General features: G+C 69.1%; 14 protein-coding genes. 10 read left to right on the forward strand and 4 right to left on the reverse strand.

Annotation, left to right across the window (positions count from 1 at the left end; genetic code table 11):
- Positions 1 to 13: 13 nt before the first annotated feature.
- Positions 14 to 1,819, reverse strand: coding sequence for an acetolactate synthase 3 catalytic subunit (locus BLR99_RS08980; RefSeq protein ID WP_011796186.1), 1,806 nt, complete (start codon positions 1,817 to 1,819; stop codon positions 14 to 16).
- A gap of 69 nt (positions 1,820 to 1,888) precedes the next feature.
- Between BLR99_RS08980 and BLR99_RS23080 the strand changes: the two genes are divergently transcribed.
- The 7 genes from BLR99_RS23080 to BLR99_RS09010 all read left to right on the forward strand — a co-directional run bounded on the left by BLR99_RS23080 (position 1,889) and on the right by BLR99_RS09010 (position 5,668).
- Entirely contained in the window at positions 1,889 to 2,035 is a 147-nt protein-coding gene (locus BLR99_RS23080) for a hypothetical protein (RefSeq protein ID WP_157050036.1), read from the forward strand.
- 76 nt (positions 2,036 to 2,111) lie between these two features.
- On the forward strand, positions 2,112 to 2,681 hold the full coding sequence (locus tag BLR99_RS08985; protein ID WP_011796187.1) for an RNA polymerase sigma factor: 570 nt from the start codon (positions 2,112 to 2,114) through the stop codon (positions 2,679 to 2,681).
- Positions 2,678 to 3,142 carry a DUF3619 family protein gene (locus BLR99_RS08990; protein ID WP_074687077.1) on the forward strand — a complete coding sequence of 155 codons (465 nt, stop codon included), beginning with the start codon at positions 2,678 to 2,680 and terminating at the stop codon, positions 3,140 to 3,142. Before BLR99_RS08985 ends, BLR99_RS08990 begins: the two co-directional genes overlap by 4 nt.
- A 15-nt stretch (positions 3,143 to 3,157) precedes the next feature.
- Positions 3,158 to 4,030: a DUF3106 domain-containing protein gene (locus BLR99_RS08995; RefSeq protein WP_011796189.1), complete on the forward strand. Its 873-nt coding sequence runs from the start codon at positions 3,158 to 3,160 to the stop codon at positions 4,028 to 4,030.
- 115 nt (positions 4,031 to 4,145) lie between these two features.
- Complete coding sequence (locus BLR99_RS09000) at positions 4,146 to 4,586, forward strand: RDD family protein (protein ID WP_041828063.1); 441 nt, start codon at positions 4,146 to 4,148, stop codon at positions 4,584 to 4,586.
- Between the two features lie 99 nt (positions 4,587 to 4,685).
- Entirely contained in the window at positions 4,686 to 5,078 is a 393-nt protein-coding gene (locus BLR99_RS09005) for a diacylglycerol kinase (protein ID WP_017438567.1), read from the forward strand.
- Positions 5,075 to 5,668 carry an LOG family protein gene (locus BLR99_RS09010; RefSeq protein WP_017438568.1) on the forward strand — a complete coding sequence of 198 codons (594 nt, stop codon included), beginning with the start codon at positions 5,075 to 5,077 and terminating at the stop codon, positions 5,666 to 5,668. Before BLR99_RS09005 ends, BLR99_RS09010 begins: the two co-directional genes overlap by 4 nt.
- Before the next feature lie 46 nt (positions 5,669 to 5,714).
- Here the strand turns inward: BLR99_RS09010 and BLR99_RS09015 are convergent, their stop codons facing one another.
- The gene (locus tag BLR99_RS09015) at positions 5,715 to 6,053 is read right to left on the reverse strand and encodes a P-II family nitrogen regulator (protein ID WP_011796193.1); all 339 of its coding nucleotides are present in this window, start codon (positions 6,051 to 6,053) and stop codon (positions 5,715 to 5,717) included.
- Positions 6,054 to 6,139: 86 nt separating this feature from the next.
- Positions 6,140 to 7,792 carry an NAD+ synthase gene (locus BLR99_RS09020; protein WP_011796194.1) on the reverse strand — a complete coding sequence of 551 codons (1,653 nt, stop codon included), beginning with the start codon at positions 7,790 to 7,792 and terminating at the stop codon, positions 6,140 to 6,142.
- A gap of 290 nt (positions 7,793 to 8,082) precedes the next feature.
- On the opposite strand from BLR99_RS09020, the gene BLR99_RS09025 reads away from it, so the two are divergent.
- Complete coding sequence (locus BLR99_RS09025; protein WP_041827508.1) at positions 8,083 to 9,336, forward strand: GNAT family N-acetyltransferase; 1,254 nt, start codon at positions 8,083 to 8,085, stop codon at positions 9,334 to 9,336.
- A gap of 21 nt (positions 9,337 to 9,357) precedes the next feature.
- Here BLR99_RS09025 and BLR99_RS09030 read toward each other — a convergent pair whose 3' ends face one another.
- Entirely contained in the window at positions 9,358 to 10,278 is a 921-nt protein-coding gene (locus BLR99_RS09030; protein WP_017438569.1) for a LysR family transcriptional regulator, read from the reverse strand.
- A gap of 117 nt (positions 10,279 to 10,395) precedes the next feature.
- Between BLR99_RS09030 and BLR99_RS09035 the strand changes: the two genes are divergently transcribed.
- Together BLR99_RS09035 and BLR99_RS09040 are read left to right on the forward strand one after the other, a co-directional pair.
- A complete protein-coding gene (locus BLR99_RS09035) occupies positions 10,396 to 11,823 on the forward strand; it encodes a M20 family metallopeptidase (RefSeq protein WP_011796197.1) in 1,428 nt (475 codons plus the stop codon).
- Between the two features lie 49 nt (positions 11,824 to 11,872).
- A complete protein-coding gene (locus tag BLR99_RS09040) occupies positions 11,873 to 12,895 on the forward strand; it encodes a Bug family tripartite tricarboxylate transporter substrate binding protein (RefSeq protein ID WP_011796198.1) in 1,023 nt (340 codons plus the stop codon).
- Position 12,896 lies beyond the last annotated feature (1 nt).

Consider the following 12,896-nt stretch of genomic DNA (forward strand, 5'->3'; position numbering starts at 1 on the left):
GGCGCTCAAAGGCTCAGAGATCCTCCGAGCCGAGCAGCATTTCCGTGATGCCCTTGCCGGCCTGCACCATCGGGAACACGTTCTCCGTGGGATCGGTGCGGAAGTCGAGGAAGACGGTCCGGTCCTTGAGCCTGCGGGCCTCGCGCAGCGCGGGCTCCACGTCCTGCGGGCGCTCGATGAGCATGCCGACGTGACCGTAGGCCTCGGCGAGCTTCACGAAGTTCGGCAGCGCATCCATGTAGCTGTGGCTGTAGCGGCCGGAATACTCGATCTCCTGCCACTGCCGCACCATGCCGAGGTAGCGGTTGTTGAGCGAGCAGATCTTGATCGGCGTGTTGTACTGCAGGCAGGTCGAGAGTTCCTGGATGTTCATCTGCACCGAGCCTTCGCCCGTGATGCAGAACACCTCGCTCTGCGGCTTCGCCAGCTTGATGCCCATGGCATAGGGGATGCCCACGCCCATCGTGCCCAGCCCGCCGGAATTGATCCAGCGGCGCGGCTCGTCGAAGCGGTAATACTGGGCGGCCCACATCTGGTGCTGGCCGACGTCGGACGTGATGTAGGTGTCCGCGTCCCGGGTCATGTTCCAGAGGGTCTCGACCACGAACTGCGGCTTGATGACCTCCTGGTTGCCCCGGTCGTACTTGAGGCAGTCGCGGCGGCGCCAGCCTTCGATCGTGTCCCACCAGGACGCCAGCGCGCCAGCATCGGGCCGCACCGTGGATTCGCGGATCATCGAGATCAGCTCGGTGAGCACGTCCTTGACGTCGCCCACGATCGGCACGTCCACCTTCACGCGCTTGGAGATGCTCGACGGGTCGATGTCCACGTGGATGATCTTGCGGTCGTTCTGCGCGAAGTGCCTGGGGTTGCCGATCACGCGGTCGTCGAAGCGCGCGCCCACGGCCAGCAGCACGTCGCAGTTCTGCATGGCGTTGTTGGCCTCGATCGTGCCGTGCATGCCCAGCATGCCCAGGAACTTGGGCGAACTCGCCGGATAGGCGCCCAGCCCCATGAGCGTGTTGGTGACCGGATAGCCCAGCATGTCCACCAGCGTGCGCAGCTCCTGCGTGGCGTTGCCCAGCAGCACGCCGCCGCCGGTATAGATGTAGGGGCGCTTGGCGGACAGCAGCAGTTGCAGCGCCTTGCGGATCTGTCCGCCATGCCCGCGGCGGACCGGGTTGTACGAGCGCATTTCCACGCTCTGCGGATAGCCGTGGTAGGGAACCTTCTTGAAAGACACATCCTTCGGGATGTCCACCACCACGGGACCGGGACGGCCGGTGCGGGCGATGTGGAAGGCCTTCTTCAGGGTCTCAGCCAGGTCGCGCGTGTCCTTGACCAGGAAGTTGTGCTTGACGATGGGCCGCGTGATGCCCACGGTGTCGCATTCCTGGAAGGCATCCAGGCCGATCGCCGGCGTGGGCACCTGGCCGGAGATGATGACCATGGGAATCGAATCCATGTAGGCCGTCGCGATGCCGGTCACCGCGTTGGTGAGGCCCGGGCCGGAGGTCACCAGCGCCACGCCCACGTCGCCCGTGGCGCGCGCATAGCCGTCCGCCGCGTGCACGGCCGCCTGCTCGTGCCGTACCAGCACGTGCTGGATGGTGTCCTGCTTGTAGAGGGCGTCGTAGATGTAGAGCACCGCCCCGCCCGGGTAGCCCCACATGTACTGCACGCCTTCGGCCTGCAATGCCTTGATGAGGATCTCGGCCCCCATGAGGTCCTGGGGAGCAGCGGAGGTGCCGGTGGCGTGGGTTCCGCCCGCCTGCGCGGCGGTGGATGCCGAAGAGAGCTCGGCCCTGGAGATTTCCATGATCAACCTTTGTGAATTTCTCTGACGAAAAACCTAGGGTGCTCCTTGCAGGGTTCTTGTGGAACCAGCGTGGAACTTGAGGCCTCGGACATGGGCGAAATGATGGATGCGCCGGACCGGGACCCGTTTGCCTTTTTGAATTGCAGACCGGATTATGGCACCGCCGACCTGCCCGGCGGCGCGCTCGGTCCAAAAAACATCACGCCGATGCGATAATGCGCGCCGAACACCCGCCGTCGCGTTGCGTGCCAGGCGGCCCTCCTTCCCTGCCCTTCCCGGGCCCCGACCTCTCTTGGCGACCGAACAGGAACTGTCCGACTTTCTCAAAAGCGTGGAAAAGCGAGCCTTCAAGCGCTCGCTCTACCATGTGCGCAATGAGGAAGCGGCTTTGGACATCGTCCAGGACAGCATGCTCAAGCTGGCCGAGCACTACGGGGACAAGCCGCCGTCGGAGCTGCCGATGCTGTTCCAGCGCATCCTGTCCAACTGCACGCTGGACTGGTTCCGCCGCCAGAAGACCCGCAACGCGCTCTTTTCGAACATGAGCGACTTCGAGGGACCGGGAGACAATGGCGACGACTTCGATCTGCTGGAAGCCTATTCGGGTCCCGAGGACACGCAGACATCGCAGAGCGCGGAAGATCTCGTCCGCCGCGCCCAGGTCTTCCGGGACATCGAATCCGAGATACAGGAGTTGCCCGCCCGTCAACGGGAGGCTTTTCTGATGCGTTACTGGGAAGAGATGGATGTTGCGGAAACAGCCGCGGCCATGGGCTGCTCGGAAGGCAGCGTCAAGACCCATTGTTTCCGCGCCATCCAGACCCTCAGCAAGGCACTGAAGGCACGAGGAATCGAACTATGAACTCCACTTCCCAATCCCTTTCCGTCCAGGAAGCCGGCGCGGAGCGATTCGCCCACCGCGTCACCGCGCGCCTGTCGGAGGGCACGGCGGACATGCCCTACGACATCTCGGAGCGCCTTCGGGCGGCCCGCGTGCAGGCCGTTTCCCGCCGCAAGCGGGTGGCATCGGTTCCCGTCCGGCAGGCCGCGGGCGCGGCAGCGGTGTTCGGCAACAAGGCAAGCGCCATCCTGGGCGGAGGGGGCGAAGGCCGCACCTGGTGGCGCGCGCTGGCCTCCGTCATCCCCCTGACGGCATTGGCGGTCGGCCTCGTGGTCATCAATGTCGCCCAGGAAGAAAAAGGCATGAACGAGGTCGCGGAAGTCGATGCGGCCCTGCTCACCGACGACCTTCCGCCCTCTGCCTACGCCGACCCGGGCTTCCTGCAGTACCTCAAGACCACCGCACAGGCCCCGAACCGCTGACCCCGCTTTCCCTGCATGCCCATAGCTTCGCTCGCCGCTCCCCGATTGATGCCAGCCGCCGTGCTGGCTTTCGCATTGCTGGGCGCATTGTCCGTCCTGGGCTGGCAGGCATGGAAACAGGCGGGAATGGCGCCCAGCGCGCCGGTACCGGCCGAGGCGCTCGCCAGCAAGCACACCGCCCGGGGCCCCGAAACCCGGTTCGCCGCCCCCGATCCGGACGGCGCGGGCACGGGCCCCTCCTGGAGCGAGCTTACGGCCGCGCAGAAGCATGCCCTGGCCCCGCTGGGGGACCGCTGGGCCACCATGAGCGAGGCGCAGAAACGCCACTGGCTGACACTGGCGGCGTCGTTTCCCCACCTGTCCGCGCATGAGCAGCAGAAACTGCAGGCCCGCATCACCGACTGGGCCAGCCTCAGCGGCCAGCAGCGCAGCCAGGCGAGGCTGAACTACGCGCTGACGAACAAGCTGTCGGTCGACGACAAGCGCGCCCAGTGGGAGGCCTACCTGGCCCTGAGCGAGGAAGAGCGCAGGCAACTGGCTGCCCGCGCCGCGCCCCGGCCGACGGGAGCCGCCACCGCGATACGTCCGATCTCCCCGCGCAAGCTGGCCCGGGTGCCGGCCGCGGCCGCCGCGGTGAACCGGGCGAACGCCCCCAAGATCCCCGCGCCGCCGGCCTCCCACCCCATGCAGGCACTGCCCGTGATCGTGGCGCCCGCGACGGTGCTTCCGGCCTCCGCAGCGGTGGTCGAGACCCAGCCCGTGGTGGTGCCCAGTGCAGTGGCCGGGCCGTTGCCGCCCCTGTCCTCGGCTTCCGAGCCCTCCGCGCCTGCGGCGTCGCCGTCCTCCCAGGAATCCAAGGACAGCGAGTCGCAGTATGCGCCGCAATAATCCCGGGATGCCCTCCACCACGCCCCGCGACCTCGAAGCCCCCTCTCCCGAAGCGCCGCCCCACGCCCCCCCTGCCCCGTCCATCCCGCTGCGCACCCCTTCGCTGCGCAGGCGCATGGCCTGCTGGGTGTACGAAGGCATCCTGATGTTCGGGGTCGTTTTCATCTCCGGCTATCTGTTCGATTCGCTGAGCCAGTCACGCCACGCGCTGGATCTCCGGGCGCTGCGCATGGGATTCCTGTTCGTGGTCTTCGGCATCTATTTCACGTGGTTCTGGGCCAAGGGCCAGACGCTGGCCATGAAGACCTGGCACATCCGGCTGCGGGACCGCCACGGCGCCCCGGTGACACAGGCGCGTGCGCTCTGGCGCTACGTGCTGAGCTGGCTGTGGTTCCTGCCCCCGCTCGCCATCGTCGGCCCGCTGGGCCTGGGTGCGGGCGAGATCACCGTCATCACCCTGGGCTGGGTGCTCGTCTGGGCGCTCCTCAGCCGCTTCCACCCCCAGCGCCAGTTCTGGCACGATGCCTGGGCCGGCACCCGGCTGGTGCAGGCCTGACGGCGCATGCCCCGGCCGGCAGGCTGCCCGCTCCGCCCGGCAGGCCCCGCCCCCGCACGCACTGTCACGGCCCACGGCGAAACTGCCCGATCCTTCCCTATGACCGCACCGATTTTCGACAATCCCCACAAGGCCCGGCGCGGCCTGGGCCGCATCTGGCACGCGGGAATCCACTCCTGCCACGGCCTGCAGGCCGGCTGGTCCGAAAAGGCTTTCCGGCTCGAGGCCATACTGGCGTGCATCCTGCTCCCGCTGGCCTTCTGGATCGCGCGCAGCTGGGTGGAGGCTGCGCTGCTGTGCAGCAGCGTGGTGCTCGTGCTGATCACGGAGTTGCTGAATTCCGCCGTCGAGGCCGCGATCGACCGCATCGGGCCAGAATGGCATGCGCTGTCCAAGCGCGCCAAGGACATGGGCAGCGCCGCCGTGCTGCTGAGCCTGATCTACTGTGCCGCGGTATGGGCCGCGGCATTGTTCCAGAGGTTTTACGGATGACCGACCCCGCTTTTTCGATCTGTGTCTATCTCGGCTCGCGCCCCGGCGAGAACCCGGCCTTCACCGATGCGGCCATCGCCGTGGGGGAATGGATCGGGCGCCATGGCGGCCAACTGGTGTACGGAGGTGGCCGCAGCGGGCTGATGGGCGCGGTGGCCGAGGCCACGCGCCGGGCCGGCGGGCGGGTCGTGGGCATCATCCCGCAGGCCCTGGTGGACAAGGAACTGGCCAACCAAGCCTGCGACGAGCTGCACGTCGTGCAGACCATGCACGAGCGCAAGGCCATGATGGCCGAGCGCTGCGACGCCTTCATCGCCCTGCCCGGGGGCATAGGCACGTTCGAGGAGCTTTTCGAGGTCTGGACGTGGCGCCAGCTCGGCTACCACGACAAGCCGCTGGGCCTGCTCGACGTGGACGGCTACTACGGCGGGCTGCTCGACTTCCTGCGGCACAGCGTGCGCAGCGGCCTGATGAGCGACTGGCAGATGGGGCTGCTGTCGGTGGACTCCGATCCCGATGCCCTGCTGCGCGCGCTGGTGGAGGCCGCCGGCACCCGCCAGGACTCCGTGCCGCTGCGCACGGTGATCTGACGGCAGGCAGGGCGGCCGTCGGCCTGTGCCGGATGGTGCTGCCGTCTCAGACGGCCGCGTCGTCGAGGTCGCCCGTCCGGATGCGCACCACCCGCTCGACCTCCGTCACGAAGATCTTGCCGTCGCCGATCTTGCCGGTGCGCGCCGCGGTGACGATCGCATCCACGCAGCGGTCCACGTCCTCGTTCCTGACCACGACCTCCACCTTCACCTTGGGCAGGAAGTCCACCACGTACTCGGCACCGCGATAGAGCTCGGTGTGACCTTTCTGCCGGCCGAAACCCTTGACCTCCGTCACGGTCAGGCCGGTGACGCCGCATTCGGCCAGCGCCTCGCGGACCTCTTCGAGCTTGAAGGGCTTGATGACGGCGGTAATCATTTTCATGGCGGGAACTCCTCGAAACGTGATGCCGGCGGACGCTGCGGGCCCTGGGGGCCGCCGCTGCGCCGCGGACGGATGCTCACGGGCCGTCAGGCCCGGAAACGGTTGGTGATCGGGTAGCGCCAGTCCTTGCCGAAGCTGCGGCGGGTGACGCGGATGCCGACGGGGGATTGCCGGCGCTTGTACTCGTTGACCTGGATGAGACGGGTGACGCGCTCGACGTCCGCGCGCGCGTAACCCGCGGCGATGATGGACTCGATGGGTTCGTCGTTTTCCATGTAGCGCCCGACGATGGCGTCCAGCACGTCGTAGGGCGGCAGGCTGTCCTGGTCCTTCTGGTCCGGCCGCAGCTCCGCGCTCGGCGGGCGGGTGATGATGCGTTCGGGAATGGGCGAGGCGCCGGTGCCGAAGGGGTCGTGCGCATTGCGCCACCGCGCCAGTCCATAGACGGTCGTCTTGGCCACGTCCTTGATGACCGCGAAGCCGCCGGCCATGTCGCCGTAGAGCGTGCAATAGCCCGTGGCCATTTCGCTCTTGTTGCCGGTGGTGAGCACGACCGAGCCGAACTTGTTGGACAGCGCCATGAGCAGCGTGCCGCGGATGCGCGCCTGCAGGTTTTCCTCGGTGGCGTCTTCCGCACGCCCGGCGAACTCGGATGCGAGCGCGGCCTTGAAGGCCTCGAACTGCGGGGCGATGGCGATCTCGTCATAGCGCACGCCGAGCCGCTCGGCCATGTCGCGCGCATCGATCCAGCTGATGTCGGCCGTATAGGGCGAAGGCATCATCACCGCGCGCACCTTGTCGGGGCCGAGCGCGTCCACCGCGATGGCGAGCACCAGCGCCGAATCGATGCCGCCGGACAGGCCCAGCAGCACGCCCGGGAATCCGTTCTTGCCCACGTAGTCGCGCACGCCCAGCACCAGTGCGCTCCAGAGATCGGCCTCGGGCGCGGGAATGGGCGCCACGTCGGGCTCGAACCGGAGCACGCCGTCTTCGGCACGCGCCACGACCCGCACCAGCGCTTCGGCGAAGCCCGGCGCGCGGACGCCGACGAAGCCGGTGGCATCCAGCGCGAACGAGCGGCCTTCGAAGACCACCTCGTCCTGCCCGCCCACCAGGTGGGCATAGACCAGGGGCAGCCCCGTTTCCGCAACACGTTCGCGCATGATCTGCTCGCGCTCGGCGCTCTTGCCCAGGTGGAAGGGCGAGGCGTTCAGCGTCGCGAGCAACTGGGCGCCCGCCTGCGCCGCGCGGGCCGCCGGCCCGGGAAACCAGGCGTCCTCGCAGATCAGCAGCCCGACGCGCACGCCCTGCACGTCGAACACGCAGGGTTGCGTGCCCGGGTCGAAATACCGCTGCTCGTCGAACACGGCGTAGTTGGGCAGTTCCTGCTTGGCGTAGGTCTGCTCGACGCGCCCGCCACGCAGCACGCTGGCGGCGTTGTGGCACCGCTCGGCGCCACCGGCCACGCTGCGCCACGGGTGGCCGACCACCACCGCCAGGTCGCCGCATGCCGCCGTGGCCTGCGCGATGTCCTGCAGCGCCCGGTCGCAGGCATCGAGGAACGCGGGGCGCAGGAAGAGATCCTCGGCGGCATAGCCGCACAGGGCCAGTTCGGGAGTGAGCAGCAGCGCGGCACCCTGGGCGTGGGCCTCATGGGCGGCGGAGATGATCTTTCGGGCATTGCCTTCGACATCGCCGACGATGAAGTTGAATTGCGCGATGCTGATGACGAATGGCATGGAAAGGCTGCGGGAAAGGACTCGGGAGATTATGTCATCCGTGTCCGCCACGCACGGCGCGTCACGTTATCCCCGCGTACGCTGGACAACTCTGTGGATAAGCCGTGGCTTGCCCTGTAGGACGCGGGTAAACCCTTGTGAAGATTACAGATTTATTGCAGTGCCGTATTTTTGGGCAGTGGATCGGGCATCTCCACGGCGGACGGGGAGACTGCTTTTGCGCCATCATGGACAGGCCGCTTTCCCGCGGCGGGCCCCGCCCTTCCCTGCTTTCACCTTCGGACCGCTTCGTGAGTGCCTCTGACGATCTTCCGCCCTCCCCCGGCGAATACACCCTCCAATGCCATGGCTCGCCCGGGGACGTGAATGCCCGGGAGTGGGACGCCCTGCTCGAGGCCCAGGCCGCGCCGACGCCGTTCATGCGGCACGCCTACCTGGCCGCACTGCATGCCAGCGGCAGCGCCGTGCCGGAATCCGGCTGGTCGCCCGTGTTCTGCACCCTGCGCCGGTCGGGCGTGCTGGTGGGCGCGTGCGTGCTGTACGCCAAGCCCCATTCCTACGGCGAGTACGTGTTCGACCATGCCTGGGCCCACGCCTACGCCCGGCATGGCGTGGAGTACTACCCCAAGGCGGTGGTCGCGGTACCGTTCACCCCGGTGCCCGGTGCACGGCTGCTGGCGATGGACGACGCCGCGCGCGAGGTACTCGTCCGGGCGCTGGTGCAGTGGTGCGAGGAAGCGGGCATGTCGTCGCTGCACCTGCTGTTCGCCGCGCCGCAGGACGTGGAGGCCGCCCGCGCGGCGGGGCTGATGCTGCGGCAGACGGTGCAGTTCCACTGGCGCAATGCCGATCCGGCCACGGGCGCGGCCTTCGCCACGTTCGACGCATTCCTCGCGACGCTCTCGCAGGACAAGCGCAAGAAGATCCGCCAGGAACGCCGCCGTGTGGCGGACGCCGGCGTGACCTTCCGCTGGGCACGCGGCAGAGGCATCGGCCCGCAGGACTGGGATTTCTTCTACCGCTGCTACGAGCGCACGTATTGGGAACACGGCAACCCGCCGTATCTCACGCGCGACTTCTTCCACCGGATGGAGCGCGAGATGCCCGAGGCCTGGCTGCTCTTCGTGGCGGAGCGCGGTGGCGAGCCGATCGCCTGCAGCCTGGTCGCGCTGGGCGAGGATGCGGGTCCGCACGGCGGGCTGGTGGCGTATGGGCGCTACTGGGGCGCGATGGAGCGCGTGGACTGCCTGCATTTCGAGGCCTGCTACTACCAGCCGCTGGCCTGGTGCATCGCGCACGGCGCCGACCGCTTCGAGGGGGGCGCGCAAGGCGAGCACAAGATGGCCCGGGCGCTGATGCCGGTGGCGACCTCCAGCGCGCACTGGCTGGCGCATCCCGGGTTCGCGGCGGCGGTGGAGGATTTCCTGCACCGCGAAGGCCGGGGCGTGCAGGGCTATCTGCAGGAACTGGAGGCGCACAGCCCGTTCCGGTCCGCGGACAGTCCTCGGTGCCGGGACGCAGGCCCCACCGGCTCGGGCGGCTGACGGCGGGACGGTCCCGCGGCCTCAGGGCAGCGCGCCGGCGTTTTCGATGGCGCCCCGGAGGGCATCGAGACAGGCGCGAAGGGGTGTGGGCAATGTGCGGCCTTCGAGCGAAAGCACCTGCAGCCGGCGCTGGTGCAGGACGGTCGCGCCCGCGAAGGGCCGGGCCACCACCGCGCCCGCCCTCACCCGGTGCGCGACACTGAGCGGGCCGGACAGCAAAATCTGCGGACTGCGCAGCAACGGCAGCATCACCGATGAAAAATTGCTCACGAACTCCGCGTGGTAGCGCAGGCCTTGCGCGTTGCAGGCGAGGTCGAAAAGCTGCCGCGCGGTGACGCCCGCGCTGCCCACGAGCAGCGGGTATTTCACCACCTCGGCCAGCGCCACGCGGTCCTGGGACGCCAGGGGGTGGCCCGTGGCCATCACGGCCAGGACGGGCGCGCGCGAGGAATGTTCCACCTGCAGGCCGGGCTCCGGCGCCACGGCGTATTTGAGGCCGATGTCCGCCTCGCCCCGCAGCAGCCACTGCGTGACCGATCCGGGATCGCCGACCTGCAGTTCCACCCGGCTGCCGGGCTGGGCGTGCCAATAGTCCTGCATGAAGGCCGGCATGAAATCGGCGGCGAAACCTTCGGTGCAGCACAGGCGCACGCGCGCCGACGTTTCGCGACCGAGCTGCCGCACCTGGTCGATCACGTGTTCCGCGTCCAGCACGGCATGGCGCAGGTGGGCAGCGAGCCGCTGTCCTGCCGCCGTCAGCGCCATGCCGCGGGGCTGGCGCTCGAAGAGCGATGCACCGAGCATGTCTTCCAGCTTGGCGATCTGCCGGCTGACCGCCGAGGGCGCCACGAAAAGCCGCGACGCGGCCAACTGGACCGAGCCGCTGCCGGCCACCTCCAGGAAATAGCGGATGGAAGTGCTGTGAAGGGAAGGAGCTGCCATCGGTCCATGTTCGGCCTGGATTGCCAAAAAGGCAATGCCCTGCTGTAAAAACGGCACTTCCGGCAATCAGTGGACGGGGGTTTACTTGCGGGCACCCTTTGCCGGAGCCCCCAGACCATGCACCGATCCGACGCCATTGCGCTGGCCCACGCCTATTTCGACGGCGGCCGCTTCTTCGCCGATCTGCAGCGCCGGGTGGCGCTGCGCACCGAGAGCGATACGGGCCAGGCATCTCCGTCGCTGGAGGCCTATCTGCGCGAGGAGCTCGTGCCCCGCCTGGCCGCGATGGGCTTCGAGACCTCGGTGGTGCCGAACCCGCAGCCCGCCGCCGGCCCGTTCCTGATCGCGCGGCGCGTGGAGGATCCCGCCCTGCCCACCGTGCTGGCCTATGGCCATGGCGACGTGACCAGCGGACAGGACGCCCATTGGGACGAGGGCCTGGAGCCCTGGGTGCTGCGCGCACGCGGCGACCGCCTCTACGGGCGCGGCACCGCGGACAACAAGGGCCAGCACACCATCAACCTGGGCGCCATGGAGGCGGTGCTGCAGGCCCGCGGCGGACGCCTCGGCTACAACGCGACCTGGCTCATCGAGATGGGCGAGGAGGCCGCCTCGCCCGGCCTGCACGCCGTCTGCGCCGCCCACCGGGAAGCGCTGCGCGCCGACCTCTTCCTGGCGAGCGACGGCCCGCGGGTGAATGCCGGACGCCCCACTCTGTTCATGGGATCGCGCGGAGCCATCAATTTCACGCTGCGCCTGCACGAGCGCCCGCGGGCTTACCACTCAGGCAACTGGGGCGGCGTGCTGGCGAACCCCGCCACGCGACTGTGCCACGCCGTGGCCTCGCTGGTGGACGCGCGCGGCCGCATCACGATCGACGGCTTGCGCCCGCCTCCGGTCACGCCGGCCGTGCGCCAGGCCCTGGCATCGATCGCTATCGGCGGCGGGGCGCACGATCCCGCCCTGTCTCCGGGCTGGGGCGAGCCGGGACTCTCGCCTGCGGAGCGCCTCATGGGCTGGAACACGCTGGAAGTGCTGGCCTTCGGCGCCGGGCAGCCGCAGCGCCCGGTGAATGCCATACCGGGCGAGGCGGTGGCGCATTGCCAGCTGCGCTTCGTGGTGGGCACGCCGTGGCAGGCGCTGGAATCCATCGTGCGCGGCCACCTCGACGCGCAGGGCTTTCCCGATGTGGAGGTGTCCATCACGCTGGCCGGGGCGGCAACCCGCCTCGACCCGGACCATCCCTGGGTGGACTGGGCCCGCGCCTCGATCGAGCGCACCGCCGGCCAGGCCCCCGACATTCTTCCGAACCTGGCGGGATCGCTGCCCAATGACGTGTTCGCCGATCTGCTGGGGCTGCCGACGCTGTGGGTGCCGCACTCCTATCCGGCCTGCGCGCAGCATGCCCCCAACGAGCACCTGCTCGCCCCGGTGGCGCGCGAAGGATTGGGCATCATGGCCGGCCTCTACTGGGACCTGGGCGAGACGGCCGGCGGCATGCCGCCTCCCTGGACGGCCCGCAGGCCTGCCGCGGTGCCGGCCTGAGCCTTTCTTTTCCCCTTCCCTCCGGCTTCCGGACAGCCCCTGTCGCACCATGATGCCTTCTTCCCACCCCCGGCCATCTTCCCTCGGCGTGGACCGCCGCATGTTCTCCATCGGCGTGCTCGGCACGGCCCTTTGCGCATCGGGCCGCCCGGGCGCGGCGCTCGCGCAGGAGGCGTGGCCGGCGCGGACCGTGCGGGTCGTGGTGCCCTTCCCGCCGGGCGGCGGCACTGATCTGGTGGCGCGCGCGATCAGCCAGCGCCTGGGCGAACGCCTCGGGCAGCCGGTGGTCGTGGACAACCGCCCCGGCGCGGCCACCGCGATCGGTGCGGATGCCGTGGCCAAGGCCGCGCCCGACGGCTACACGCTGCTGCTGTCGGGATCGAGCACCTACACGGTCAATCCGGCGCTGCGCAGCCGCCTGCCCTACGATCCGTTGCGCGACCTGGAACCGGTGATGATCGTGGCCCGCACGCCCCTGGTGCTGGTGGTGGCCGCGCGCCAGCCCTGGCGCTCCGTGGCCGACCTGGTGCGGGATGCGCGAAACCGGCCCGGCAGCATCCGCTATGCGACCTTCGGCCCGGGATCGGCGCCGCACCTGGCCGGCGAGCTTTTCGCCCTGGCGACGGGCACGAAGCTGCAGGACGTACCGTACCGGGGCAGCAGCCAGACGACGGTGGCGGTGATCGGCGGAGAGATCGAACTGGGAATCGACACGGTGGCCGCGGTGGCGCCCCATGTGCGCTCCGGCAAGCTGCGCGCGCTGGCCATCGTGGGCCCGGGCAGGGCCAGCCTGCTGCCCGACGTCGTGGCCATGACCGAGACGCCCTGGCCGGATGCGGTCTTCGATGGCTGGTATGCGTGGTCTGCACCGGCGCGCACGCCGCAGCCGGTGCTGGCGCGGCTCGCCAGCGAGATCCAGGCGGTGCTCGCGGAGCCGGGCCTGCGGACCCAGCTGCGCAGCCAGGGAATGGAGCCGGTTTCGATCGGTGCCGCCGGGTTCCGGCAACAGATGGAAACGGAAATCGGACGCTACCGGGCGCTGGCCCACCGCGCCGGCATCGTCGTCGAATGAT

Origin of the sequence: Paracidovorax citrulli, from assembly GCF_900100305.1 — a bacterium.
GTDB classification, from domain to species: Bacteria; Pseudomonadota; Gammaproteobacteria; order Burkholderiales; family Burkholderiaceae_C; genus Paracidovorax; species Paracidovorax citrulli.

Coding starts and splice junctions, on each gene's coding strand:
- BLR99_RS08980 (WP_011796186.1), bottom strand. CDS start 1,819: ATGGAAATCTCCAGGGCCGAGCTCTCTTCGGCATCCACCGCCGCGCAG.
- BLR99_RS08990 (WP_074687077.1), top strand. CDS start 2,678: ATGAACTCCACTTCCCAATCCCTTTCCGTCCAGGAAGCCGGCGCGGAG.
- BLR99_RS08995 (WP_011796189.1), top strand. CDS start 3,158: ATGCCCATAGCTTCGCTCGCCGCTCCCCGATTGATGCCAGCCGCCGTG.
- BLR99_RS09000 (WP_041828063.1), top strand. CDS start 4,146: ATGGCCTGCTGGGTGTACGAAGGCATCCTGATGTTCGGGGTCGTTTTC.
- BLR99_RS09005 (WP_017438567.1), top strand. CDS start 4,686: ATGACCGCACCGATTTTCGACAATCCCCACAAGGCCCGGCGCGGCCTG.
- BLR99_RS09010 (WP_017438568.1), top strand. CDS start 5,075: ATGACCGACCCCGCTTTTTCGATCTGTGTCTATCTCGGCTCGCGCCCC.
- BLR99_RS09015 (WP_011796193.1), bottom strand. CDS start 6,053: ATGAAAATGATTACCGCCGTCATCAAGCCCTTCAAGCTCGAAGAGGTC.
- BLR99_RS09020 (WP_011796194.1), bottom strand. CDS start 7,792: ATGCCATTCGTCATCAGCATCGCGCAATTCAACTTCATCGTCGGCGAT.
- BLR99_RS09030 (WP_017438569.1), bottom strand. CDS start 10,278: ATGGCAGCTCCTTCCCTTCACAGCACTTCCATCCGCTATTTCCTGGAG.
- BLR99_RS09035 (WP_011796197.1), top strand. CDS start 10,396: ATGCACCGATCCGACGCCATTGCGCTGGCCCACGCCTATTTCGACGGC.
- BLR99_RS09040 (WP_011796198.1), top strand. CDS start 11,873: ATGATGCCTTCTTCCCACCCCCGGCCATCTTCCCTCGGCGTGGACCGC.